Raw genomic sequence first — 24,267 nt, 5'->3', positions numbered from 1 at the left:
TCAACACTGTGATCGGCGATCTAATTTTTCATAACCACAAAATTTAAAACCTGTCTTTAACGTTTAAAAACAAAGTGATAAATCACTACCTGATAAACAATGCGAAGAGCATCTCGTTTCAAATCTGTCCTGATTGAAAATTATTTTCATTAGCTTATTCTTCTGGTTATCGCTTTATGCCGTGTGAAAAACAGGCTAATTTGAAGCACAGATCGCCGGTTGGCATTACAGAAGGGACACTGCAGTCATGGATCTCGTTTACCACATTCAGTTTCGCCAGGATCCGTTCAGCCGCCAGGAAGCAAAAGTTGCCCGAGCCATACTGGACAACCCGGGGTTTACATCAACAGCAACCATTGAGCAATTGGCAGAGCGAGCAGGTGTCAGCACTGAGATCGTCGCTCATTTTGCCCAATCCCTTGGCTGTCAGGATCTTAACGACTTTATCGCGCTAATGCGCTCCCCGTCGACGGCAACACCTCCTCCTACTGAGGTAGCCCAACCCGTGCTCGGCAGCATGGATATCGCCTTTGCCTCCGCGGCCGGCATCGGCAAACTGCCTGGCGTCAGCTCCACCACCCTCAGCCGTTTTGCTAAATCCATCGGTTGTGAAGATATTGGCGACATCGTCTATCAGATCCGCGCACGACAAAATCAGTTCAGTCAGCAGGAGGCCAAAGTCGCACAGACCATTTTGGACGATATTGCCTTCGCCTCCTCCGCCACCATCGAATTGCTGGCCAGCCAGGCGGGAGTCAGCCCGGCCACCATCACCCGATTTGCCAAAACCATTGGCTGCGACGATATTCGCGATCTGCGCATGAAACTGGCTCAGGCCAGCGTGAGCGGCTCACGCTATTTGACCGCCCAAGCCACGCCTAATGGCCCACCGCGGCTGTGGCTACAGCGCGTCAACGACGTGGAAACCACCTTGCATCAACAGCTGCAGCAAGTAGAACATGCAGCGCTGATCGATGCTTGCCAACAGCTGAGCCAATCCAAGAGCGTGCATATTTTCGGCGTAAACAGCATGGCGCTTTATGCCAATGAGCTGCAACAGCGCCTGGTGGGCCTGGGTTACCCTGCATTTATCTGCCAGGACGCGGCGCTGATGCGCATGACGGCCTCCACGCTGAGCACACAACAGTGCGTGATCCTGCTGTCTATGAGTGGGGAAAACAGCGATTTGCTGAACGCGGCCAAACTGGCCGGCGCGACCGGTGCTTATCGCATCGCCCTAACCCCTGCGGGCACTACGCTGGCCGGGCTGGCGGATAAGGTGTTGCCGCTCAGCGGCGGCAGTACGGCACGCTATGGACTGATGCTGACTCTCGACCTGCTGCTGGCGCAGTTATTGCCCGAAAGCCTGGGGTCACAGACAGAAGATTGAGTCTCTGCCACCGCGCCGTTTGCCGGGCCTTCAACGGTAAATATCACCGCTGCGGCGCTGGCCTGAGGTTTTTCCTAATTAGCGGTTTGGGTTACAACTGCCTATTGATGGGAATATTCTTACTACGTTATCGTTAACATTCCACTTAGATATCACCCTAAGTGAAATTTGCACGACTTTATTTTTTTAATGGCTTCTCTGCCAGCTTCGGCTGGCACTTTAAATTTCACCAGCGGTAAAATTCTATGATCGATTACTCCCTTTACGGTCTCCACGATAGAGATATTGAGACATACCGTGAACAAATATACAGCCTGCTCGGCAAAGGCGTTATTCAGGTGCTTTCCGCGAACAAACCCATCAGCAAGCAAAACATTCTCGCCTATCTCATCGCTGAAATCGAAAGACAACCCGACGAGTACTGTCAGAAACTGCACAGAGCGGCAATTGAGGTTATTGGGATCAACGCTCGCTAAGGAGAAACATGCGCAAATCGGATCTGTGCGCGATCATTTCCATCGCCGTCGTCGTGGCCGTGATGTGGGTGGCAAACTGCAGTGCGAATAGTCTTCCGTTCCTGGGCAGCGGAGGTTAGGTTCTAAGGCCTGGAACAGGCAGTATCCGGCGATCGGCACAGCGATCAAACAGCCGGATATGGCTTGATTAGCTTGCCAGCCATAGTTTCAGGCTGGCCGCAGGGTTTAGGCCGACAAAAAGCCGATAATGCGAGCTAACGGCATTCGCCGGTAATCGCATTTTTCCCTTGTGGGCAAACATCGGAGCTTTGCGGGATCACGCCCAGAATCGATCCAAAAGACCCTGAACAGCCAGATAGCATGACAATCGCCAATAAAAATAATCCCCCTTTCATCCAACACTCCTTATCTATTGCACTCTCTGGTTATAGATCACTTCTTACCAAGCGTCTTGAAAAATAGTCCTTGCCCGACAACAAGATAACAGTGATAGCAGAAGAATATTATGATGTGATATGACGAAATGGAATTTCAGGCACAAAAAAACCGCCTTCCGGCGGTCACGACATTACTACTTATTGCTTTGATTATTCTGGAATTTATTTTCCTGGTACCCGGGGCGGGACTTGAACCCGCACAGCCATAAGCCGAGGGATTTTAAATCCCTTGTGTCTACCGATTTCACCACCCGGGCTCGGGAAAATTGGAGGCGCGTTCCGGAGTCGAACCGGACTAGACGGATTTGCAATCCGCTACATAACCGCTTTGTTAACGCGCCTAAATTCTTGTTTGCCTTTATCAGGCTAAAGCTCGTGAAACACCAGCTTCATCAAATTTGGAGCGGGAAACGAGACTCGAACTCGCGACCCCGACCTTGGCAAGGTCGTGCTCTACCAACTGAGCTATTCCCGCATTAATCAGAACTTACTGATTTTTTTGCTATCTTTCGGCAAATCACTGCTGCCGTCTGATGCGATGCATTCTACTTACCTGACGTAATGAGTCAATAAAATTGTTGTCTCATTACGTTCGTTTGACGATTTTTGCATCGCTTTGATCAGGGTTCCAGCAAATCTTTCCGCGCAGCGTTCAAATATTGGAACATTGACCAGAAAGTCAGCACCGCCGCGATGTACAGCAAACCAAAAGACACATACTCGACGGTGCGATCGGGACGCCACAGCAACCCGACCAGCGACATCATTTGCGCCATGGTTTTGACTTTGCCAATCCAGGACACCGCCACGCTGCTGCGCTTGCCGATCTCCGCCATCCACTCACGCAGCGACGAGATGATAATTTCACGGGCAATCATGGTTGCCGCAGGCAGGGTAATCCACCAGGTGTGATAGTGTTCCGCCACCAGCACCAGCGCTACCGCCACCATCACTTTGTCCGCCACCGGGTCAAGGAACGCCCCGAAACGGGTCGTTTGCTTCCAGCGACGGGCCAGGAAACCGTCAAACCAGTCGGTTATGGCAGCAAACACAAAGATGACGGCGCAAACCATCGGAGCCCAAGTGAACGGCAGGTAAAATGCCAGAACAAAGAATGGGATCAGAACTACGCGAAACAGAGTAAGCCAAGTCGGTATATTCAATTGCATAATGCTACGGTAACTATCTGGCTGGAGTGGGAATTAAGAGTATGTTGCTACATTGCCCTCAGTGTTTCAATGCATTGTAGATCTTTTCTGCCAATGCTTGTGAAATACCCGGCACTTTTGCAATTTCCTCAACGCTGGCGTTCAATAATGGTTGAAGTCCGCCCATATACTTCAACAGCACCTGTCGCCGTTTTGGCCCAACGCCGTCGATCAATTCCAACGCGCTGGTGTTTCTTACTTTTGCCCTTCTCTGCCGATGCCCGGTGATCGCATGGTTATGCGAATCATCGCGAATATGCTGGATCACATGCAGCGCCGGTGAATCCGACGGCAAGGCAATACCCTCGCCTTCCGGTACAAAGAACAGCGTTTCCAACCCGGCTTTGCGGTCGGCCCCTTTGGCGATGCCAATCAGCAAGGGTTTGTTTTTATCCCAGGTCACGTTCAGCGAGTTAAATACATCAATCGCCATACCGAGTTGCCCCTTGCCGCCGTCGATAAAGATAACGTCGGGGATTTTTTTCTCTTCGAGAGCCTTACCGTAACGGCGCTTCAATACCTGCGCCATCGCGGCATAATCATCCCCTGGCGTTATGCCGGTGATATTATAGCGCCGATATTCCGAACGTAGCGGACCATTCGAGTCAAATACCACACAGGAAGCCACGGTTTGCTCACCCATGGTGTGGCTGATGTCGAAACATTCCATGCGGTTAATTTCGGCAAGGTTGAGCACCTTCGCCAATTCGGCCAACCGCTGATGGATAGTCGACTGCTGTGAAAGCTTGGTGGTTAGCGCCGTCGCCGCGTTGGTACGAGCCAATTTAAGGTAGCGTGCGCGATCCCCTCGCGGTTTGCTCTGAATCTGAATTTTCCGGCCGGCAAGTTCTGAAAGCGACTCAGCCAGCAGGTCTTTCTCCGGCAGAGTAAAGTCCAATAGAATTTCCGCCGGCAAGGTGCGCATCTGGCTGCCCTGTAAATAGAACTGGCCGACAAAGGTTTGCACCACTTCGCTCATGTCGGTGCCGCCCGGTACTTTCGGGAAGTAACTGCGGCTACCCAATACCTTACCCTGACGGATAAACAGCACGTGCAGGCAAGCCATACCGGATTCGAAAGCCACGCCGATGACGTCCAGATCGTCGCTGTTGCCGGCAACGAACTGACGTTCGGTCACCCTTCGCACCGCCTGGATCTGGTCGCGAATGCGTGCCGCTTCTTCAAAGTTCAGTGTCTTGCTGGCGTTTTCCATCCTTTCGATCAACTGGTGTAATACCTGCTGATCTTTACCGGACAGGAACAGGCGCACGTAATCCACCTGCTGCCGGTACTCTTCCTCACTCACCAATCCGGCGACGCAAGGCCCCAGGCAACGCCCAATCTGATATTGCAGGCAGGGACGCGAACGGTTGCGATACACGCTGTTCTCGCACTGGCGTATCGGGAACAATTTCTGCAGCAGCGCCAGCGTTTCACGCACGGCATAAGAATTGGGGAACGGCCCGAAATATTCCCCTTTGGCGTGTTTAGCGCCGCGATGAACCGCCAGGCGTGGGTGGCTGTCCGCGCTCAGGAAGATCAACGGGTAAGATTTATCGTCTCGCAAAAGAACATTATATCGCGGTTGGTATAACTTTATGTAGTTATGTTCCAGTAGTAGCGCTTCTGTTTCGGTATGAGTAACAGTTACGTCTATTTGAGCGATATTTTTAACCAACGTCTCCGTTTTCCTGCTGCCAACCTGTTGGCGGAAGTAACTGGCGAGGCGTTTTTTCAGGTCTTTGGCTTTACCGACGTAGATAACCGTGCCAGTAGCGTCATACATACGGTAGACGCCAGGCTGGCTGGTTACGGTGCTGAGAAATGCTTTGGCATCAAAACGGTCACTCACTGCTTAACAACGTCTCCGCATTGAACAATCCGTGTCGGATAGCCAGGTGTGTCAGTTCAACATCACCGCTGATATTCAGCTTGCTGAACATACGGTAACGGTAACTGTTCACCGTTTTCGGGCTGAGACTCAACTGTTCCGAGATCTCATTAACTTTTTTGCCTTTGGTGATCATCAGCATAATCTGCAGCTCGCGCTCAGACAGGCAGCTGAACGGGGTTTCCGTCTGCGGCTCCAACTGGCTCAATGCCATCTGTTGTGCGATATCGGACGCGATATAACGCTGCCCGGCCTGCACCGTACGAATGGCATTCACCACATCCTGCGGTGCCGCACCTTTGCTCAGATAACCCGCGGCTCCGGCCTGCATCACTTTTGCCGGCAAGGGATTTTCAGTGTGAATAGTCAGCATGATGACTTTAACGTCGGGCGCATAGCGTACAATTTTGCGCGTGGCTTCCAGCCCGCCAATACCCGGCATGTTCATATCCATAAGAACGATATCTACAGCATTGCCACGGCACCATTTCACGGCGTCTTCACCGCACTGGGCCTCCCCGACAACTTTTATACCTTTGATATCTTCAAGAATGCGTCGTATCCCTGCGCGCACCAGTTCGTGGTCATCAACAAGAAGAACGCTAATCAAGGAAAAATCTCCAAAAAGAAGGGAGTAACGCAATCAGCCTCTGTTATAGCCTGAGATATTACTTGTTTTTTAGCCAAGAATGAACACAGATTAATACTTACTTCCGATTAACTTTGCGCAGTGGGCCTGATTTTCGAATTTTAGTCACTCAGGCTGCCCGATAAAACCCTTGTCTGCAGATAAAAAGCCGTCGATGTAAATATTACCCTGAGTGAACCGGGCCCCATGATACTGCGATAATCCAGAAGCGAAGGTAAAATCAGTGTAAGAAATCGCAACACGGATAATATTAACACCAATGCAACAAGATTGTAATCCATTGAAATAAAACAATATGACAGATTGCTTTTTATCTTCCCTCGCAAGAGTCATTGCGTAAAGAAATTACTCACCCCATACGTCAGCTCGCAGCCAGGGTTGATGATTTAAATAACTCTAACAAGTTAACAATAACCCGACGGACAAATACTTATTAACTCGAAAAAAATAACTTGGCTATTATTCCCCGGCGGCTCCGCTACCAAACTACCAACACTCCATTCAATAATCACTAGTGACTATGCACTATAAAGTGGAAGTTGATAAAACCACGATCGATGCCGCATTAGCCGCACCGACACGGATATCGCGCTATCGGTGCAGATGGATATCTGCATGCTATGCTATACTCCGCGCCCAGTTAAATACGCATCTGCACGTCTGATTGAATGAAATCGGTGCGGGTGTGCACCACAAAGCACATTGTTTCAGGCTTCGGCCTCAAAAATCAGGAGAGAAAATGAGCAACGTTGACTTCACTACGTCTGCAAACCCGGAAACGCTGGCAACGGAAGTCGCCTGCCTTAAAGCCACGCTAACGCTGATCCTGAAATCGATCGGCCAGGCCGACGCCGGGAAAGTCATTATCAACATGGAACGCTTTATCGCACAGATTGAAGATCCCACCCAGGCCGAGATCTTTAAAAACAGCATTCAGCAGATTAAGCACGCCTACCGCCAATAAGCTATCCCCTTCCGGCCTGCCGTAACCGCGGGCCCGTTTTCCCCCTGCCCCTGTGATTGATCACCCTGACACTTTCAGGCAATGTGTTTTTATTTACGTCAGAGAAACCTATGGGCATCGTGGTAAAAGCACTGATTGGCGCACTGGTGGTGGTACTCATTGGCCTGCTTGCCAAAAGTCGCAGCTACTATATCGCCGGTCTGGTACCGTTGTTCCCTACCTTCGCACTGATTGCCCATTACATCGTCGGCAGCGAACGCTCAATCGAAGCGTTGAGAACCACGCTGATATTCGGCATGTGGGCCGTTTTACCCTATCTGGTGTATCTGATCTCGCTGTATTTCTTTATCAACAGCATGAGATTGTCTTGGGCGCTGGCCGCTGCGGTATTATGTTGGATCGCGGCGGCCTGGCTTTTGATTACCCTGTGGGGATGGTGGCAGGGGCGTTGACTGCCCCGCCAGAATTACGGCCTGCCGGCCTGCAGAACAAATCCGCGTTGCATATCTCCTGCCACGCGGAAATAGCGACTTTCACCGGCACGCAACGTCATCGGTAGCCGGCCGCTGGTATCGCGCCAGATACACAGACTGTTTTCGATCATATCCTGCCCAATGCTGATTTCATTATTGCCGACCGGAACCCGGAACTCAGCCTTTTCTTTCGCCGCCAGCGACGCAGCAAACTCCCCGTTGATATAAACCCCGGTTCGGCAACTGCCTGCCAACATTCCGCTGTCACGTACTACCACCAGGGTCGCATAAGGCGTCTGCGGCATATTTTGATAAAGCAACAGTCGGCTAGGAGGCGGTAATTCGGCCTGCTGCAGCGGAACGGACTGCGTAGCGCAGCCAGACAACAGCAAGGTAGTAACAAATAACGCGGCGTAATGCTTCATCCTGAGCTCCTGGGAAAAACCAGTCTTTATAGTAGCAACAGAATAGGCTGCGGCTGTAGCGCTGGGGTAACATCAATACAAAAATAAGATAATTTCCAGTGATCTGAAGAACATCGGGAGCACAACGGATCGGTCCTCGCCAACCGCGATGTTTGTTAGACAACGCGGTCGATAGCATAAGAAAATTCCGTAGTTAGTATATTGAAATGAATAAGATTTTTATAATTCCCTTAAAGCTTGACCATACGTTTTTGAATGTCTTCGCGAAAGGCGTCACCCACAAAATTAAAACCATCCTCAGTCACATAAACGCGTGAGTAACCATTATCTGATAACGTCGTCACCATGTAACCCGCGCTTATCATCTCTGCTGAAGGCGCATTCATCAGCGTGAGAAAACCGCGTCCCCGGCACCATTGATAAAAACGAGTACGACCGTAACCCAATGAATCCCCAACATCGGAAAGGTTTCTTAACCCGTCACAATCTTCTGATAATGAAGGTAAATCAGCACTGTCTTTAGGTACTTCAGATTTATTCGCCAAAATAAAACTCCCTTTAACGTCTTCATCATCATGACAATCACTTCTCGATCCTGAATCTAAAAAATTTGCGCATGAATTGCAATCGTATTACCGGCAAATTTAATAATAGTTTTAATTTCGATAATTTATAAAAAGCAATAAAAAAGTCCCTATTCTAATTCACGGTTCTTCAAATACCTTTGTGTAACCAATAATAAGAATTAATCTTTAGGTAAATATCTTAAAAAATCACTCCCCATATATATCCAATGAAAGTTAGCAGGTACATTATAACAAGCGGGACTATTTCATGATTGGGAATAACGTTCTTAGCCCTGCACCGTCGGTATTACATCAACCTCGCCTAAACAATAACTATTATCATTTCCAATTTTAACATCAGTTTATTACACTCATGCCCTATCTCGCTTAGGAAGATTCTTAGCGTGTGAATACAGGACGAAAGGAAGAGTTAGGGATACCATGAAGACGTTTAGCTTTTTGATTATTTTGCCATTAATGACATTAACCGCCTGCACCCAGTGGGAGAAACCCGGTGCCGGCAATGCCACCCGCGACATGGAATATGCTGAATGCAAAGCTCGCGGTTACGAACGTTTCCCTCCCGATGTGGTGAGAGATTTTGAGTTTAGCTACGAAAACCAATACCAAAGCTGTAAGAAAGACAAAAAAGACTGCCCGGCAGGTTACCGCTACGAAAAACAGCCCTCGTTCAAGACAGTGCAGAACGATCGTAACGAAGATGCTCGCTCAGCGACCATAGAAGCCTGCATGTATGGTAAAGGCTGGCATGAGAAAACCTATTACTGGCCACAGTGAAGGTAATACCAACGGCGCGGTCGGCACACTGCCCCACGCGCCCGTAAGGATCACTCATCATCACCGTGCGGCATGCCGGTCCTGGGTTTAGGTTTACCCCCTTGCGGCTTTTTATCTTTTGCGGCCGATAGCGCCCGGCTAATCAACCACAACAAAAGCGGTATTAACAGCAGGCACAGCCCCAGCGTAATCAGTGCATTCGTCATCCGTTTTCCGCCCGATTTGTCCGGTCATCTGCCTGAGTGTAGCAGGCTTATTCGTCAGCCTCGATGTCGTTCAATCGGGCCAAGGTTTCGACCCTTACCGGCGTCAATGGTATCCGCGGTGCCGGTAGCGGCCAGCCAAGCAAATGACGCGCCGCCGTCGCGCAAATCTTCCCCTGACAAGCCCCCATGCCACAGCGGCTGCTCAGCTTGGCCGCCGTCCAGTCAGGAAAGCCGTTTAGCTGGCCTAAGGAAACATCTTCACAACGGCACACCAAAGTTTGCGGTTCTGCCAACGCTTTCAGCGCGGGATTCAAGGCAAAAGTCTGTGCCACAGCATCGGCGAATCGCCTCCATTTATCACGTTGCCGCATCAATCCCTTCGCCCGTTGTTGATTGCCGGTGGCGACATACCCGGCAATGGCTCCTTCCGTCAGCGCCAGTTCGCTGCCCCCTATTCCGGTACATTCACCGGCGGCATAAATTTTCGGCTGGCTGGTTTGCTGGTTCTCGTCCACGGCAACGGCGTCATCACGAAGGCGGCAGCCCAGCAGCATCGCCAATTCGACGTTCGCCACCAGGCCAAAACCGCAGGCCAAGCGTTCGCAGGCCAGCGTCGTCACGCGAGTGCCCGTCTGCAGCCGTATCGCCGTCAGCCGTTGCTCACCTATTGCCTCCAGCACAAAGCTGTCAGGACGATAATGGCGGTTGAACAGGGTAAATGACTGGCGTAATTTGACTGGCCAACGCCACAACCCGCCAGCAAATGCCGTCAGGCGCATGGCTGACGCCTGTTCTGCCACCCTCACCACTTCTCCCCCTGCTTTGATCACGCTGTCGGCCACCGCCATCAGTAACGGGCCACTGCCGGCAATCGCCACCCGCTCCCCTTTGATCGGCATTCCCTGTTTAATCTGCGCCTGCAACCCACCGACACCGGTGACGCCAGGCAACGTCCAACCGGGAAACGGCAATAGCAACTCACGTGCGCCACAGCACAAGATCAATGTTTGATAGTCCACCACTCCGCTGCCAGTCGCAGCTTCGTAGAGGATTTTCTGCGGCCCACAACAAGCGATGATTTTCACCCCGTTCAGCAGGGTCACGTTGCTCAGCGCTTCCACCGCCCGCCGATACTGCTGCGCCAGCGCCGGTAGCGCCACGTTGGGTCCGTCACGCCAGATCTGCCCGCCCGGGCGCAGGTTATCATCAAGCACCAGCACCGACTGGTCACTTTCTGCCGCCGCCCGGGCCGCCGCAAGCCCGGCCGGGCCCGCACCGATAACCAACACATCGCACACGAGGTCACTCATTCTCCGTCCTCTCAATCTGCATTCCCGGCTGGCAGAGGGTCTGACACGCCAGCCGCCGCAGGCCGTTCACGGTGACCCGGCACTCCTGGCAGACCCCCATGCCACAAAACGGCGTGCGCGCTTGCCCGCTGACCGAAACGCGACAACTGTCCTCGCCACTCAGACTGAGCGCCGCCGCCACGCTAACCCCTTCCGGAACCCAGAGGCTTTCACCGTTAAGGATCACATTCAGTTGATTCTGTTTTTGACTCATATCGCTAACACCTCCGTACTGAACATGCGCGCAGCCAGATAAGGCGTGTCGTCAATCGCCGGGCGATGATGATGGATCTGGGCGGAAATCAGCTCAGCACTGCCCAACGCGGTGGTGACGCCTAACCCTTCGTGCCCCAGCGCCAGCCACAGCCAACGGTGTTGCGGATGCGGGCCCAACAGCGGCAAACCGTCGGCGGAGGCGGCACGCTGGCCGGTCCAACAGCGAATGACGTTCATCTGTGCCAGCGTAGGCAGGAAAGCGTTGGCGCGCGCCAACATTGCGGCCAGCAACGGCAAATCGATATCTCTGCCTGGGGCGTCAAACTGGCGCGATGAGCCGATCAACAACTGGCCCGTTGGGCGCGCCTGAACGTTAAACGCCACCGAAGTCCCGTCGCTGGCATGGGCGCTGGCGCCATACCCCAATTCAACCAACTGATGATGGATCCTGTGCGGATAGCGATCGGTAATCGCCAACTGCCCTTTTTTGGCCCGCAGCATGGGCTGTTCCAGCAGCCTGTTGGCCTGCAGACCGCAGGCCAGAACCACAACCGGTGCCGTGAGACGCTCACCACTCGCCAGCACGATGGCCCGATCTTCCAACGCGCAAGCCTCTCCGGTAATGACTCTGATTGCCGATCCGACGTCGTTCACAAGCCAGCGGGCCACGTTAGGTGCATAAACAATGCCATCGCCCGGCACTCGCAGCCCGCCCGCCAAACCGGGGCGTAGCATAGGTTCCAGGCCTGCCACCTGTGCGGCACTTTGCATTTCGCTGGCCACGCCATACTCCGCCATACGTTGGCACTTGGCTTCGGCAATCGCCATTTCATCGTCCCGCTCTGCCAGCCACAGCGTACCGCAGCCACGCCAGGCGCAGTTTTCCGGCAGTCGTTCCACCAGGCTGCGCCACAGCTGCAGTGAGTAGGCGCTTAAGGCCAGCTCGGCAGGGTTGTCGTCCATACACACCAGGTGCCCCATACCTGCGGCGGTCGCACCGGCGTGCTGATTATCCACCAGCAGCACCTGCAGCCCTTGTTGCGCCAGGCGCCAGGCGCAGGCGGCACCAATAATGCCGGCCCCCACCACGATCGCTTCAGCACGCCTGTCGGCAGCCATCAGCGGATACCCCAAACGAAAGGATCGCGCTCATCCAACAGCAGTTGGCTGTCAGCGCACACATAGGCTTGCCCACGGATAAACGGCGTTACGCGATCGCCGTTACGTTGGTAATAACCGCTGAACTGGCTGCCGATCACGCTCACCTGGCGCCAGATCTCACCCGGTTGCAGTTTGCCGTCGGCCGCCAGACAGGCCAGTTTGGCGCTGGTGCCGGTCCCGCAGGGTGAGCGGTCATAGGCTTTGCCCGGGCAAAGCACGAAGTTACGGCTGTCCGCCTGCGGATCGGCGGCAAACAGTTCGATATGATCGATAACCTCGCCGTCTTCGCCATAAATCCCCGCAGACTCCAGAGCCACCCGCACCGCCCAACAAAAAGCGGTGAGCGCGTCCAGGTTTTGCGTATCGATCGCCAGGTGATGTTCACCGATAAGGAAAAACCAATTCCCGCCCCAGGCAATGTCACCCACCACCGGGCCATAGCCGCTCACCTCCACCCTTACCTGGCGGCGATAGCGATAGGCCGGTACGTTTTCCACCGTCACGCTGCCATCCTCATGCAGCCTGGCATTTACCGTGCCGACAGGCGTTTCAATCAGGTGATCTCCCACGCCAATTCGCCCCAAATAGGCCAATGAAGCCACCAGACCAATGGTGCCGTGGCCGCACATGCCCAAATAGCCGGCGTTGTTGAAGAAAATCACCCCGGCAGCGGCCTGCGGCGAACAGGGCTGGCAGAGCAAAGCCCCGACCAGGACATCATTGCCGCGCGGCTCCAGAATGATGGCGCTGCGCCAATCATCATAATCTTGGGCAAATCGGGCTTTGCGCTCCGCCATACTGCCGCTACCCAAATCGGGAAACCCTTCGATGATCAACCGGGTAGGTTCACCGGCAGTATGGGAATCAATCGCCCGCAGCGCGGTGAAATGCGAAGAAAGTGCCATCGGAGCCTCCTGAGTTAATGAAATGTTACCGTTGGCGTTAGACTGACCGAATATGTCAGCGGCGGCTTGATACATTTCGGCTCGGCACATGCAGAAATCAGCACAATCCTTAATTGGATATCCGGTTAACACCGAACAGAGAAAAGCGATGAGCCATAAGAATGAGTTATTTATCAAATCGTTACTTTTATGTTATTTCCAGGATTGTGCGAAAGAGGCGATTTTTTTCTGCGTGGAATGTGTCACGGAGGGAAAAAGTTTGCGGTGATCCGCATAATTGACGGCTGCGCTTGAAAAGTTACAAGAAAGTTAATATTGATGAGGCGCGTCAACATGGCCGGCCCGGCCACTCCAGATTCTGTGCCATCCAGCGGGGAAAGGTATTGCCATGCGATTAACTCAACGCCATCAGGTTATCACTGACACCAGGCCCGCTTTCGATGAACAGGAAGATGACGTTTTCGCCGTTGAGCAACTGTCCCGCTGGTGCGACGGCCTGGCACAGCAACGGCCGAATACTCTGCGCGACCTGCTTAATTCCCTGGCGTTGATCGCCCCGCTGTTCAATGCCATGCCCAACGTGGTGTTCTTCATCAAAGACGTGCAAGCCCGTTATCTGTTCGCCAATCTGACGCTGGCCAAACGCTGTGGGTTTAAAACCGTCGCGCCGCTGCTGGGCAAAACCTCGGCGGACGTTTTCCCCGCCCAGCTCGGATCGGGATATACCGAGCAGGATCTCCGCGTGCTGCGTCACGGGGAGCTGATCCAGGATCAGCTGGAAATGCACTTGTATAACGGACGTGAGACCGGTTGGTGCCTGACGCAAAAGCTGGCGCTGTACGACGCGCAGGGCAAAATCATCGGCATGGCCGGCATTTCGCACGATCTGCAGGAAGCCAAGGCCAATCACCCAGCCTATCAGCGGCTGGCTGCCATCGATGTCTACATTCGCCAGCATTACGCCCGGCCGATCGCACTTGAGGAACTGACGACGCTCACTGCACTTTCCGTGGCGCAGATTGAACGTTACTGCAAACGCATTTTTCATCTCACGCCGCGCCAGATGATCCACAAGGTGCGGCTGGAAAAAGCCACCGAACTGCTGGCCGGCGATATGCCGATTACCGACATCGCCTTGCAGTGCGGCTACACCGATCACAGCGCATTCAGCCGTCAATTCAAAGCCATGACCGGTTCAACGCCGCGCGACTTCCGCACCACCATAACCCTTTAATACACTGATTTATATTAGTAAAAAAATCGCTATGGTGCCTTGTGCATCAGGTTCCTTCTCGTCTGAAACCCCGCCACACTGTGCCAATTTCGTCATGGCATTCGGCGAAAACCGTCAAGCCCCTGCGAACAATACAGGTCAATCTGTGATTGGATTTCACCAATAATTCACCATTGATTAACAAACTTGGACGACAGGAAAAACACTATGAGCCATAAAGCCATTAGCTGGAGCGGCGTATTCCCGGCGGTCAGCACCCAGTTCCGCAGCGATTTTTCTCTGGATCTCGACGCCACCCACACGGTGATCAAAAACCTGGTCAAAGACGGCGTTTCGGGCCTGGTGGTGTGTGGCACCGTGGGTGAGAACACCTCGCTGACCGTTCAGGAAAAACTGTCGGTGATTGAAGTGGCACGCGACGCAGCTCAGGGTCAGGTCCCGGTGATTGCCGGTATCGCCGAGTTCACCACCGCCTTTGCGCGCAATATGGCGCGCGAAGCCCAGAAGGTCGGCGTCGACGGCATTATGGTAATGCCGGCGTTAGTCTATTCAGCCAAACCCCATGAAACCGCAACGCATTTTCGCAGCGTCGCTACCGCCACCGATCTGCCGATCATGGTCTACAACAACCCGCCGATTTATAAAAACGACGTGACGCCGGACATCCTGACGTCACTGGTCGATTGCGAGAATATCGTCTGCTTCAAGGATTCCTCTGGCGACACCCGTCGTTTTATCGATCTGCGCAACGAAGTGGGCGATCGCTTTGTGCTGTTCGCCGGGTTGGATGACGTGGTGCTGGAAAGCATCGCCGTCGGCGCCGAAGGCTGGATCTCCGGCATGTCTAACGCCTTCCCGCGTGAAGGCGAAACCTTGTTCCGTCTGGCGAAGCAAAAACGCTTCGAGGAAGCGCTGGCGCTGTACAGCTGGTTTATGCCGCTGCTGCATTTGGATGCGCGTCCCGATCTGGTGCAGTGCATCAAGCTATGTGAAGAGTTGGTGGGTCGCGGCAGCGCCATTACCCGTCCGCCACGTCTGGCATTGCAGGGCGATACCCTGGCCGAGGTCACCGCAGTGGTCAAAAAAGCGCTGGCCAACCGCCCTGCGCTGCCGGATGTCGGCCTCTGATCGCCTCCCACGCCCGGCGGCCTGCCGGGCTCTGTCACTGACCCAACGGGGGAACCCATGTCCAACGCCCATACCATTAGCGGCCAACAGTTTATCGGCGGTCAACGCCGTGCCAGCGGTGAGGCCCAGCTTGTCAGCCTGCGCGCCGACAACGGCCTGCCGACCGGCCACGTTTTTTTCTCGGCCAGTCACGAAGAAGCCGCCGCCGCCGCCGATGCCGCCGCACAAGCATTCACGGCCTATTCTCAGCTCAGCGCCGAGCGTCGAGCCGACTTTCTTGAGGCCATTGCCGACCAATTAGACGCTCTGGATGAGGATTTCTTCGGCTTCGCCATGCAGGAAACCGCCCTGCCATTAGCCCGACTGAGCGGCGAACGGGCCAGAACCAGCGGCCAAATGCGACTGTTTGCCACCCTGCTGCGCCGTGGGGATGTGCATGGCGTGCGCATAGACAGCGCATTGCCTCAACGAACGCCGGTGCCCCGCCCGGATCTGCGGCAGTATCGCACCGCCCTCGGGCCAGTGGCGGTGTTTGGTGCCAGCAATTTCCCATTGGCATTCTCCACCGCAGGCGGAGACACCGCGGCCGCGTTGGCCGCAGGCTGTCCGGTGGTGTTCAAGGCGCACAGCGGCCATATGATCACCGCAGAACTGACCGCGCTGGCCATCGAACGGGCAAGAGAACAACAGCAGATCCCGGCCGGAGTTTTCAACATGATTTACGGGGACCACATTGGCGCGGAACTGGTGCAGCATCCGGCCATTCAGGCGGTGGGTTTCACCGGATCGCTTCGGGGCGGCCGGGCCTTGTTCGATTTGGCCCAGCGGCGCGCCCAACCGATCCCGGTATTTGCCGAGATGTCGAGCATCAATCCGCTGATCGTTATGCCGCAGGCTTTAGCTCGCCGTGGGCAGCAGATTGCCCGCGAGCTGGTCGCATCCTTCACCCTCGGCTGCGGCCAGTTCTGCACCAAGCCTGGGCTGATCATCGGGCAACGCGGCCAAGCATTCAGCGAATTTGTGCGCGAACTGTCCGCACAGGTCAACGCCGCGCCTGCGCAAGCCATGCTCAATGCCGGCACGCTGGCCAATTACCGCCGCGGATTGGCTGTCCTTGATGAGCAAAACGGCATCCGTCACCTGGCCGGTCATCGCGAAGAGCGCCCGCATTTATCAACGGCACAGCTCTATCAGGCCGATTTCGATTTGCTGCTCAGCGGAAACCCGCTGCTGCAAGAGGAAGTGTTTGGCCCGGCAGCCATTCTGGTGGAAGTGGAAGATCGTCGACAGCTGACCGCCGCACTGGACAGCCTGCAGGGGCAACTGACCGCCACGCTGCTGACAGAAAACGAGGATCTGGCCGACGCAGAACCGCTGGCCCAACGGCTGGCCCAAAAAGCGGGGCGGGTATTGTTTAACGGTTATCCGACCGGGGTAGAAGTCTGCGATGCCATGGTGCATGGCGGCCCTTATCCGGCCACCAGCGACGCACGCGGTACGTCGGTGGGTACGCTGGCTATTGAACGTTTTCTGCGCCCGGTCTGCCTGCAGAATTACCCCCCTGCGTTGCTGCCCCCGCAGCTTCAGGACAGCAATCCACTGGGCCTGCTGCGGCTGGTTAACGGGATTTACACCCGTGAATCTCTCCGCTCACCAGCCAACGACTAACCAAATCGCATCTGTCTGCCACCTAATAACAAAAGGGTCATTCCATGACAACCCAAGGCAAATTCAAGAAGCAGCTTACGCTCACCGATCTGACGTTTATCGGCCTGGGCGCAATCTTTGGTTCCGGCTGGCTGTTCGCCGCCAGCCACGTCTCTTCCATTGCCGGCCCGGCCGGTATTTACTCCTGGCTGATCGGCGGCCTGGCGGTGTTGCTGCTCGGCATTGTCTATTGTGAGCTGGGCGCAGCGCTGCCGCGCGCCGGCGGTATTATCCGCTATCCGGTATTTTCCCACGGTGAACTGATGGGCTATCTGCTGGGCTTTATTACCCTGATCGCGTTCTCCAGCCTGATCTCCATTGAGATCGTGGCCGCCCGTCAGTACGCCGCCGCATGGTTTCCTTTTTTGAGCCAACCGGGCTCCGGCGATCCAACGCTGATCGGCTGGCTGGTCCAACTGTTGCTGCTGTGTTTTTTCTTCGCGCTGAACTACTACAGCGTCAAAACCTTTGCCAAATCCAACAACCTGATCAGCGTGATTAAATTTGTGGTGCCGCTGTTGGTGATCGTCGTGTTGTTCAGTTTCTTCAAACCCGAAAACCTGCACAGCCAGGGGTTTGCCCCCTTTGGCTCCGCCGGCGTCGAAGCCGCCATATCCGCCGGGGGGATTATTTTCGCCTATCTGGGCCTGACGCCGATTATCTCGGTTGCCAGCGAGGTGCAAAACCCGCAGCGCACCATTCCTATCGCGCTGATCCTGTCGGTGGTGTTGTCCACGCTCATTTACGTGCTGCTGCAGGTGGCTTTCCTCGGCAGTATTCCCAGCGAGATGCTGAGCGGCGGCTGGGCCGGGATCAGCCAGCAATTTTCGCTGCCCTACCGTGATATCGCCATCACCCTGGGCATGGGCTGGCTGGCTTTTCTGGTGGTGAGCGATGCGATTATCTCACCGAGCGGCACCGGCAACATTTATATGAACGCCACACCACGCGTGGTATACGGTTGGGCGCGCGCCGGCACCTTCTTTAAAATATTCACTCGCGTCGACGGCGAGTCCGGCATTCCGCGTCCTGCTCTCTGGCTGACTTTCGCCTTGTCGATTTTCTGGACGCTGCCCTTCCCTTCATGGGAGAAGCTGATCGGCGTGGTTTCCGCCGCGCTGGTCCTGAGTTACGCGATTGCGCCCGTCACCGCCGCCGGCCTGCGCCGCAATGCCCCTGAGCTGCCGCGACCATTTTTCGTGCGCGGCTTCTGCGTGCTCGGTCCGGTGTCATTTATCATCTCGGCGCTGATCGTCTACTGGTCCGGTTGGAATACCGTCTCCTGGCTGCTCGGCCTGCAAATCCTGATGTTTGTGGTCTATATCCTGTTCAAAAATAAGGTGCCGACCCACGCCGTCAGCCTCAAGCAGCAGATTTGGTCCTCGCTGTGGCTGATCGCCTTCTATGCGCTGATTATCATCGCTTCTTATCTCGGCAGTTTTGGCGGCATCAACGCTATCGGTCACCCATGGGACACCATCACCGTCGCAGTCATTGCGCTGGCGATCTACTACTGGGGCGCCTATACCTGTTTACCTCGGGCGAATTTTGCCGGTGATGAAGAAGAGTAAATCCAGAGGAGATATCTGATGACGCAAACCCAGAGGCTGACGTTGGAGCAAGCCTATGAGCTGGCGCTGAAGGCATTGCGCAGTAACGGATTCAGCGCCGAACACGCCGATGCCGTCGCCCAAAATGTGACGGCCGGTGAACGCGACGGCTGCGCTTCGCACGGTTTGTACCGAGTGCTTGGCTGCGTGCGTTCGCTATTGGCGGGCAAAGTTTCCGCCGATGCCCGTCCGACGCTGCTTGATCAGGCCCCGGCGATCTTGCGGGTCGACGCCCACGATGCTTTTTCGCTGCTGGCCTATCGCACGGCGCTGCCGGTTTTTGTCGAAAAGGTACGCACCAACGGCATTGCCGCGCTGGCCATTAACCACTGTGTGCATTACTCGGCATTATGGGCCGATATCGAACCTTTAACCGATCAAGGCCTGGTGGCGTTGGCCTGCACGCCCAGCCATGCCTGGGTTACGCCAGCAGGGGGAAGCCGGCCGTTGTTCGGTACCAACCCTATCGCCTTCGGCTGGCCGCGGCCGCAGCGGCCCCCCTTTATTTTTGATATGGCCACCAGCGCCGCCGCACGCGGCGAGATTGAACTGCATCGTCGTGCCGGTACCCCGTTGCCGCCAGGCTGGGGCATAGATCAACAGGGGAAACCCTCTACCGATGCCCAAAGCGTGTTGCAAGGTGCGATGCTGACCTTTGGCGGTCATAAAGGCTCGGCGCTGGCGGCGATGGTTGAACTGCTTGCCGGGCCGTTGATTGGCGATATGACCAGTAAGGAATCGCTGGCCTACGATCGCCAGACCGGCTCCTCCCCTTACGGCGGCGAGCTGATCATCGCCATGGATCCCGATCGTTTTCTGGGGTCGGATAAAGTGGCGCATTTGGCCAGGGCGGAAGCCTTGTTTGCTGATATGAGCGAGCAAGGGGCGCGCATTCCGGGTGAACGGCGCTTTCAACAGCGGCAATACAGCGAACAGCACGGCATCACCATCCCGCAGGCGTTGTATGAGGAGATTGCGGCTCTCTGTCGCTAACGTTTAATAATGAGGCAGGCCCACAGCGTTAAACTGCGGGCCTGATTTGAAAGGATTACCGGACAACCATCACCGAAATATTGGCATGGCGAACAATGGCCGCCGCATTGGAACCCAGCAGATAGGTTTTCACGCTCGGTCGGCGCGAGCCGATGATGATCAGATCGGCTTCGATTTCCTCCGCCAGTTCCAGTACCTGATCGCGCGGCGAACCGAAGCTGACGGTGTAATCCAGCCGCTCCAGCGGAAGGTCGATTTCCGCCATGATCTGCTTAAGCTTATCCACCGCCTTCACTTCCGCCTTGTTCTCAAACTCTTTGATGCCGAACGAGTAAGCGGTAACGAATGCCGAGGCGTCCGGCAGCGCATGGAAAAAGTGCACTTTGGCACCGGACATTTTCGCCAGGTACACCACATGCTCCAGCGCATGCTCGGTCAACAGGTCTTCTTCAATATCGATCGGCACTAATATGGTCTGATACATATCACATCCCTTCTATGTAACCGTGGTGCCCACAGGGTACTGCCGGGGAGGATAAGGGTGAACCGCTTTGTCGCGCTTTTGTGATCGGCGGTAAATACTGAGTGGGATATTTCCTTATTTAACAAAATATAAACACAACCCGTCTAACGGCTAGCCGAATAATTATTTCAAAGGCGGCTAAATCAGCTGTAAATACACCGCTTTTGCGGTAGCGGCGGTTTTATTGGCCACCGACAGCTTTTTAATCGAGTTACCGATGTGGAAATTTACGGTGCGCTCACTCAAGCCCATTAACAGCGCCGTTTCTTCCGAGGTTTTGCCTTCGCTGCACCAGCGTAAAATATCTTTCTCACGCAGCGTCAGCACATCCTTTATTGCCTCGTCGTTTACCGATATTAATGCTTCGCGCAGCGTCTTGTGGGCGGTCTGCGCCAGCCACAGAAAGAAAGTTTCGTTACGTGCCCCGGCCTGCGGGGACTGAGTGGGGATACTCTTACCGGCAAAAGTGAGGATGCCCAACCGGCCGTAGCAATCCTTGACGGACTGCGACCAGCCTTCACGAATGCCGTACTGCGCCATGCGCCACCACAGCTCCGGTTTATCCCGGTAGAACGGCTCGTCCCAATAGAATTGCAGCGTAGAGTGATGGGCCTGCTCGATCATCGGATCCTGCAGGTAGATCCGCAATTTGCGATAGTCCTCAAGATATTGCGCAGGATAATTGCCCTCTATCAGCATCTTGGGCCGGCTGGCCGGGTAGCAGGAAAAGACCGTATAAGAGAAGTACTCGAAGCCCAGCGCCTGAGCGCAAGGTGCCAGACGGTTTAAAAAAAGGTCGCGGTCAGACAGGCTGCCAAGCAGATCATCCATCAAAGGCTGAAAGTGAGTGTCCATAACACGGGTTCTCCAGAGCACAGCGCCGCAATCATTAAGTGAGGTTAACTATAGTGGAGGGCTCAGGGCGACAACAGCCGTTTCATATAATAAAAAATACCATGGCTATAACAAAAACAGCTATTCCCCTGCCATTATTAATAAATAACGACTTTATATTGCACCGGCGCTAAGAATTTCGCGAATAACATAAAGCCTATTTATTGTAAACCTGTCACTTCTACCGTTAGACAGTCACTTCGCCGCCAATTACCTTCGCCATAGGCACCTGGTGCTTTTTAAATTCAAATAAAATATAAGCATTTGCGAATTTTGCAAAGCAGAAGAATACTCACGGGGATTTTTATGGCAGAGAATAATACGGCAATAAATTCGGTCGCCGTGATTGGCGCCGGAACCATGGGCAGAGGTATTGCCTATCTTTTGGCACTGAACGGCATACGAACCCTGCTTTATAATCGCAGCGCTCATTCTTTGAATCAGGCACGTGATTATATTGTCGGTGACCTGAATAAAAAAATCGATAACGGAAAAATAAGCCAACAGAAAAAAGGCGAGATCTTGGCCAACCTGGTTTTCTCGCCTGTTTTCGACGCTATCGCCGACAGTGACCTGGTGATTGAAACCATTGCGGAACATGAACCCACCAAGCATGAGATCCTGGGGGCCATTGCCGCCACGGTAAAAAAAGAGGCGATTATCGCCACCAATACCTCTTCGCTGTCGCTGAATAAACTGGCCGCGGGCATCGAAAATAACTCGCGCTTTATCGGCCTGCATTTCTTCAACCCGGCACCGCTGATGAAGCTGATCGAAATTATCCCGTCCTATTTTACCGCCCGGGTCACAACCTTACGCTGCCAGCAGTTGGTCACGGCGATAGGCAAACAGTTTGTGGTCTGCAAAGCCACGCCGGGTTTTATCGTCAATCGCATGGCGCGGCCTTTTTATCTGGAAGGTTTTCGCCTGCTGGAAGAAAACGTGGCGCTGGCACCGCAAATCGACCGTGCGCTCAAGGCCGGAGGCCACTTTCGCATGGGGCCTTTGGAACTGACTGATTTTATCGGTCAGGACATTAATTATCAGGTCAGCAGCCAGATTTGGCAGGACATGCAGTATGACCCCCGCTACACCCCCGGCCATTTGCAACGTTCGCTGGTGGATGCCGGGCTGTTGGGGAAGAAAAACGGCCGCTCCTTTTTTTCTCCCTCGGCTGACACAGCCCCCCCACCGGCTGCCGGCGGCGGTACGCTGAGCTCGCTGCATTTTTTTGGCGAACATCCGCTGTTCGATCTGCTGCAACAGCATGCCCTCGCGACCTGGGCGCCCCTCCCAATAACACGTCAGCCGGAACACCCGGTGCTGGGACGGTTTATCCAGGTGAATGACAGTCTGGCAGTCAAAATCACCGATGGGCGAACGGCCAATCAGCTTGCCGACTTAGCGGGCCTCGATACCTTCGTGATCGACGTTGCACTGAACTACGCCAACACCGCTTTTCTGGTGGCGGCCCACAGCCAACAGGCTACCGAGACGAATAAAGCGCTGTTCCTCACGCTGCTGCAAGCGGTGATCCCGCAGGTGGAGTTTGTTAAAGATTCCCCAGGCCTGATCGTCGCGCGGGTTCTGAGCAGCCTGATCAATGAGTCGGTGATCATGGTGGAGAGCGGGGTTTGTAGCCGAGAAGACATCGATATCGCCGCCGTGGCCGGCGTCAACTATGCCGACGGTATTTTTGCCTGGCTGGCTCAGCTCGGGCAGAAAAACGTGAAATCGACGCTGGATAATATGGCGCAACTGCTGCATTCCGCCCGCTATTACCCGCATTACTCGTTGCTGCACACCACAAGGCCCGAGCTGGCCGTCGCGCCCTAAGGAAAAATGATGACGATTAAAGACGATGGGGTCTATTTGATTGACGGTACGCGCACGGCGATCGGCGCCTACGGCGGTAGTCTGGCATTAACCCGCCCGGACGATATGGCGGCCTCGATTATTCGGGCGTTGCTGCAACGACACCCGGAAAGCGAGGCGGATGTCGATGAGGTGGTGCTGGGCTGTGCCAATCAGGCCGGTGAAGACAACCGTAACGTTGCGCGCATGGCGGCGTTGTTGTCCGGTCTGGATCAGGGAGTACCGGCGATTACCCTTAACCGGCTGTGCGCCTCCGGGCTGGACGCCGTGATTTATGCCGGCGCAAAAATCAAAAGCGGCCTTAGCGATCTGGTGTTGGCTGGCGGTGTCGAAAGCATGAGCCGCGCGCCCTATGTGATGAGCAAAGGCGAAACGCCATTCGATAAGGGGATCAAACTGTTCGACACCACGCTGGGCTGGCGCTTTGTCAACCCGCAGCTGGCGCAACGCTATGGCAGCGATCCGTTGGGCATCACGGCCGAAAACGTCGCGCAGCAATACCGCATATCCCGCGAGGATCAGGATAATTTTGCCCTGGCGTCGCAGCAAAAGGCCTGGCGGGCTATCGAAAATGGCCGGTTGGCCAGGGAGATCACCGCGCTGGATGTTCAGGTCGATCGCAAAACCCGCCAATCCTTCGCGCAGGATGAGTTCCCGCGCCAGACCACGCTGCAAAAACTGCAGGCGCTGAAGCCGGCCTTCACCCCCGAAGGCTCGGTCACCGCCGGGAATGCCTCAGGTATCAATGACGGTGCCGCCGTGCTGTTGCTGGCCAGCGGTCGCTATGTCAAGCGCAAGTCACTCCAGCCGCTGGCGGAAATTGGCGACAGCGCCAGCGCCGGCGTTGCCCCCGCGTTGATGGGCATTGGGCCGATCGCCGCGACCGAGCGTCTGTTAGCACGTACCGGTTTTACGCTGAATGATTTCGACGTCATTGAAATTAATGAGGCATTTGCCGCGCAGGTGTTGGCGACGCTGCAAAATTGGCGCATCGACTTCGACGATACGCGAGTCAATCCGAACGGTGGTGCCATCGCCCTCGGGCATCCGCTGGGCATGTCCGGCGCGCGTCTGGTGCTTTCCAGCGCGCTGGAGCTGCATACCCGGCAATTAAGCAATGCGCTGGTGACGATGTGTGTCGGTGTCGGCCAGGGTGTTTCATTGGTGATTAAAGCCCTCTAATGTAAGG

General features: G+C 54.8%; 23 protein-coding genes and 3 tRNA genes. 12 read left to right on the top strand and 14 right to left on the bottom strand.

What is annotated here, in order from left to right:
• Positions 1-247: 247 nt before the first annotated feature.
• Positions 248-1,390: a MurR/RpiR family transcriptional regulator gene (locus tag H0S68_RS08945; RefSeq protein WP_128864194.1), complete on the top strand. Its 1,143-nt coding sequence runs from the start codon at positions 248-250 to the stop codon at positions 1,388-1,390.
• A gap of 245 nt (positions 1,391-1,635) precedes the next feature.
• Positions 1,636-1,866, top strand: a complete 231-nt coding sequence (locus H0S68_RS08940; protein WP_020826240.1) for a biofilm development regulator YmgB/AriR family protein — start codon at positions 1,636-1,638, stop codon at positions 1,864-1,866.
• Between the two features lie 608 nt (positions 1,867-2,474).
• Here the strand turns inward: H0S68_RS08940 and H0S68_RS08935 are convergent.
• The 6 genes from H0S68_RS08935 to uvrY form a co-directional block, all read right to left on the bottom strand.
• Positions 2,475-2,560: transfer RNA gene (locus H0S68_RS08935), tRNA-Leu, on the bottom strand.
• A 10-nt stretch (positions 2,561-2,570) separates the two neighbouring features.
• Positions 2,571-2,644 (bottom strand) — tRNA-Cys (locus H0S68_RS08930).
• 58 nt (positions 2,645-2,702) lie between these two features.
• A tRNA-Gly gene (locus H0S68_RS08925) sits at positions 2,703-2,778 on the bottom strand.
• Positions 2,779-2,923: 145 nt separating this feature from the next.
• Positions 2,924-3,472: a CDP-diacylglycerol--glycerol-3-phosphate 3-phosphatidyltransferase gene (pgsA, locus tag H0S68_RS08920; protein ID WP_020826238.1), complete on the bottom strand. Its 549-nt coding sequence runs from the start codon at positions 3,470-3,472 to the stop codon at positions 2,924-2,926.
• 58 nt (positions 3,473-3,530) lie between these two features.
• Positions 3,531-5,363, bottom strand: coding sequence for an excinuclease ABC subunit UvrC (uvrC, locus tag H0S68_RS08915; protein WP_410529325.1), 1,833 nt, complete (start codon positions 5,361-5,363; stop codon positions 3,531-3,533).
• Entirely contained in the window at positions 5,356-6,012 is a 657-nt protein-coding gene (gene uvrY / locus H0S68_RS08910; protein WP_041414407.1) for a UvrY/SirA/GacA family response regulator transcription factor, read from the bottom strand. The genes uvrC and uvrY overlap by 8 nt, the downstream gene beginning before the upstream one ends.
• A gap of 778 nt (positions 6,013-6,790) precedes the next feature.
• Between uvrY and H0S68_RS08905 the strand changes: the two genes are divergently transcribed.
• Complete coding sequence (locus H0S68_RS08905) at positions 6,791-7,015, top strand: DUF2594 family protein (protein ID WP_020826235.1); 225 nt, start codon at positions 6,791-6,793, stop codon at positions 7,013-7,015.
• Between the two features lie 110 nt (positions 7,016-7,125).
• Positions 7,126-7,467: a GlpM family protein gene (locus H0S68_RS08900; protein ID WP_044549716.1), complete on the top strand. Its 342-nt coding sequence runs from the start codon at positions 7,126-7,128 to the stop codon at positions 7,465-7,467.
• Positions 7,468-7,481: 14 nt separating this feature from the next.
• On the opposite strand, the gene H0S68_RS08895 is transcribed toward H0S68_RS08900, so the two are convergent.
• Together H0S68_RS08895 and H0S68_RS08890 are read right to left on the bottom strand one after the other, a co-directional pair.
• Complete coding sequence (locus H0S68_RS08895; RefSeq protein ID WP_046373938.1) at positions 7,482-7,913, bottom strand: hypothetical protein; 432 nt, start codon at positions 7,911-7,913, stop codon at positions 7,482-7,484.
• 230 nt (positions 7,914-8,143) lie between these two features.
• The gene (locus tag H0S68_RS08890) at positions 8,144-8,458 is read right to left on the bottom strand and encodes a hypothetical protein (protein WP_410529324.1); all 315 of its coding nucleotides are present in this window, start codon (positions 8,456-8,458) and stop codon (positions 8,144-8,146) included.
• A 462-nt stretch (positions 8,459-8,920) separates the two neighbouring features.
• Here H0S68_RS08890 and H0S68_RS08885 point away from each other — a divergent pair, with 462 nt between their 5' ends.
• The gene (locus H0S68_RS08885; RefSeq protein ID WP_020826230.1) at positions 8,921-9,277 is read left to right on the top strand and encodes a hypothetical protein; all 357 of its coding nucleotides are present in this window, start codon (positions 8,921-8,923) and stop codon (positions 9,275-9,277) included.
• Positions 9,278-9,530: 253 nt separating this feature from the next.
• Here H0S68_RS08885 and H0S68_RS08880 read toward each other — a convergent pair whose 3' ends face one another.
• From H0S68_RS08880 to H0S68_RS08865, 4 genes are read right to left on the bottom strand one after another with little or no spacing between them, the layout of a single operon-like run.
• On the bottom strand, positions 9,531-10,793 hold the full coding sequence (locus H0S68_RS08880) for an FAD/NAD(P)-binding oxidoreductase (RefSeq protein ID WP_201895459.1): 1,263 nt from the start codon (positions 10,791-10,793) through the stop codon (positions 9,531-9,533).
• Positions 10,786-11,046, bottom strand: a complete 261-nt coding sequence (locus tag H0S68_RS08875; protein WP_130015518.1) for a (2Fe-2S)-binding protein — start codon at positions 11,044-11,046, stop codon at positions 10,786-10,788. The genes H0S68_RS08880 and H0S68_RS08875 overlap by 8 nt, the downstream gene beginning before the upstream one ends.
• Positions 11,043-12,167 (bottom strand): NAD(P)/FAD-dependent oxidoreductase, encoded by a 1,125-nt coding sequence (locus H0S68_RS08870; RefSeq protein WP_410529323.1) that lies wholly within the window; start codon positions 12,165-12,167, stop codon positions 11,043-11,045. The genes H0S68_RS08875 and H0S68_RS08870 overlap by 4 nt, the downstream gene beginning before the upstream one ends.
• Positions 12,167-13,114 carry a 4-hydroxyproline epimerase gene (locus H0S68_RS08865; RefSeq protein WP_410529322.1) on the bottom strand — a complete coding sequence of 316 codons (948 nt, stop codon included), beginning with the start codon at positions 13,112-13,114 and terminating at the stop codon, positions 12,167-12,169. Before H0S68_RS08865 ends, H0S68_RS08870 begins: the two co-directional genes overlap by 1 nt.
• Positions 13,115-13,502: 388 nt before the next feature.
• Between H0S68_RS08865 and H0S68_RS08860 the strand changes: the two genes are divergently transcribed.
• The 5 genes from H0S68_RS08860 (at position 13,503) to H0S68_RS08840 (ending at position 19,786) form a co-directional block, all read left to right on the top strand.
• Positions 13,503-14,348, top strand: a complete 846-nt coding sequence (locus tag H0S68_RS08860; RefSeq protein ID WP_020826224.1) for an AraC family transcriptional regulator — start codon at positions 13,503-13,505, stop codon at positions 14,346-14,348.
• A gap of 207 nt (positions 14,349-14,555) precedes the next feature.
• Positions 14,556-15,476 (top strand): dihydrodipicolinate synthase family protein, encoded by a 921-nt coding sequence (locus H0S68_RS08855; protein WP_020826223.1) that lies wholly within the window; start codon positions 14,556-14,558, stop codon positions 15,474-15,476.
• 57 nt (positions 15,477-15,533) lie between these two features.
• Complete coding sequence (locus H0S68_RS08850; RefSeq protein ID WP_410529321.1) at positions 15,534-17,144, top strand: aldehyde dehydrogenase (NADP(+)); 1,611 nt, start codon at positions 15,534-15,536, stop codon at positions 17,142-17,144.
• A gap of 44 nt (positions 17,145-17,188) precedes the next feature.
• On the top strand, positions 17,189-18,754 hold the full coding sequence (locus tag H0S68_RS08845; protein WP_122078409.1) for an APC family permease: 1,566 nt from the start codon (positions 17,189-17,191) through the stop codon (positions 18,752-18,754).
• Positions 18,755-18,772: 18 nt separating this feature from the next.
• Positions 18,773-19,786 carry an Ldh family oxidoreductase gene (locus H0S68_RS08840; protein WP_410529320.1) on the top strand — a complete coding sequence of 338 codons (1,014 nt, stop codon included), beginning with the start codon at positions 18,773-18,775 and terminating at the stop codon, positions 19,784-19,786.
• Positions 19,787-19,841: 55 nt separating this feature from the next.
• Here H0S68_RS08840 and H0S68_RS08835 read toward each other — a convergent pair whose 3' ends face one another.
• Positions 19,842-20,270 (bottom strand): universal stress protein, encoded by a 429-nt coding sequence (locus H0S68_RS08835; protein ID WP_410529319.1) that lies wholly within the window; start codon positions 20,268-20,270, stop codon positions 19,842-19,844.
• A 177-nt stretch (positions 20,271-20,447) separates the two neighbouring features.
• The gene (locus H0S68_RS08830) at positions 20,448-21,164 is read right to left on the bottom strand and encodes an autoinducer binding domain-containing protein (protein WP_020826218.1); all 717 of its coding nucleotides are present in this window, start codon (positions 21,162-21,164) and stop codon (positions 20,448-20,450) included.
• A gap of 345 nt (positions 21,165-21,509) precedes the next feature.
• Between H0S68_RS08830 and H0S68_RS08825 the strand changes: the two genes are divergently transcribed.
• Positions 21,510-23,039, top strand: a complete 1,530-nt coding sequence (locus H0S68_RS08825) for a 3-hydroxyacyl-CoA dehydrogenase NAD-binding domain-containing protein (RefSeq protein WP_201895462.1) — start codon at positions 21,510-21,512, stop codon at positions 23,037-23,039.
• Positions 23,040-23,048: 9 nt separating this feature from the next.
• A complete protein-coding gene (locus H0S68_RS08820; protein WP_410529456.1) occupies positions 23,049-24,260 on the top strand; it encodes an acetyl-CoA C-acyltransferase in 1,212 nt (403 codons plus the stop codon).
• Positions 24,261-24,267: the final 7 nt, after the last annotated feature.

Origin of the sequence: Serratia sp. AXJ-M, assembly GCF_046531865.1 — a bacterium.
GTDB lineage: Bacteria > Pseudomonadota > Gammaproteobacteria > Enterobacterales > Enterobacteriaceae > Serratia > Serratia liquefaciens.
The sequence above is the reverse complement of the archived record's forward strand: the minus strand, read 5'-3'. Positions and strand labels throughout refer to the sequence as shown.

Coding starts and splice junctions, on each gene's coding strand:
- H0S68_RS08945 (WP_128864194.1), top strand. CDS start 248: ATGGATCTCGTTTACCACATTCAGTTTCGCCAGGATCCGTTCAGCCGC.
- H0S68_RS08940 (WP_020826240.1), top strand. CDS start 1,636: ATGATCGATTACTCCCTTTACGGTCTCCACGATAGAGATATTGAGACA.
- pgsA (WP_020826238.1), bottom strand. CDS start 3,472: ATGCAATTGAATATACCGACTTGGCTTACTCTGTTTCGCGTAGTTCTG.
- H0S68_RS08905 (WP_020826235.1), top strand. CDS start 6,791: ATGAGCAACGTTGACTTCACTACGTCTGCAAACCCGGAAACGCTGGCA.
- H0S68_RS08900 (WP_044549716.1), top strand. CDS start 7,126: ATGGGCATCGTGGTAAAAGCACTGATTGGCGCACTGGTGGTGGTACTC.
- H0S68_RS08895 (WP_046373938.1), bottom strand. CDS start 7,913: ATGAAGCATTACGCCGCGTTATTTGTTACTACCTTGCTGTTGTCTGGC.
- H0S68_RS08885 (WP_020826230.1), top strand. CDS start 8,921: ATGAAGACGTTTAGCTTTTTGATTATTTTGCCATTAATGACATTAACC.
- H0S68_RS08880 (WP_201895459.1), bottom strand. CDS start 10,793: ATGAGTGACCTCGTGTGCGATGTGTTGGTTATCGGTGCGGGCCCGGCC.
- H0S68_RS08875 (WP_130015518.1), bottom strand. CDS start 11,046: ATGAGTCAAAAACAGAATCAACTGAATGTGATCCTTAACGGTGAAAGC.
- H0S68_RS08870 (WP_410529323.1), bottom strand. CDS start 12,167: ATGGCTGCCGACAGGCGTGCTGAAGCGATCGTGGTGGGGGCCGGCATT.
- H0S68_RS08865 (WP_410529322.1), bottom strand. CDS start 13,114: ATGGCACTTTCTTCGCATTTCACCGCGCTGCGGGCGATTGATTCCCAT.
- H0S68_RS08860 (WP_020826224.1), top strand. CDS start 13,503: ATGCGATTAACTCAACGCCATCAGGTTATCACTGACACCAGGCCCGCT.
- H0S68_RS08855 (WP_020826223.1), top strand. CDS start 14,556: ATGAGCCATAAAGCCATTAGCTGGAGCGGCGTATTCCCGGCGGTCAGC.
- H0S68_RS08850 (WP_410529321.1), top strand. CDS start 15,534: ATGTCCAACGCCCATACCATTAGCGGCCAACAGTTTATCGGCGGTCAA.
- H0S68_RS08845 (WP_122078409.1), top strand. CDS start 17,189: ATGACAACCCAAGGCAAATTCAAGAAGCAGCTTACGCTCACCGATCTG.
- H0S68_RS08840 (WP_410529320.1), top strand. CDS start 18,773: ATGACGCAAACCCAGAGGCTGACGTTGGAGCAAGCCTATGAGCTGGCG.
- H0S68_RS08835 (WP_410529319.1), bottom strand. CDS start 20,270: ATGTATCAGACCATATTAGTGCCGATCGATATTGAAGAAGACCTGTTG.
- H0S68_RS08830 (WP_020826218.1), bottom strand. CDS start 21,164: ATGGACACTCACTTTCAGCCTTTGATGGATGATCTGCTTGGCAGCCTG.
- H0S68_RS08825 (WP_201895462.1), top strand. CDS start 21,510: ATGGCAGAGAATAATACGGCAATAAATTCGGTCGCCGTGATTGGCGCC.
- H0S68_RS08820 (WP_410529456.1), top strand. CDS start 23,049: ATGACGATTAAAGACGATGGGGTCTATTTGATTGACGGTACGCGCACG.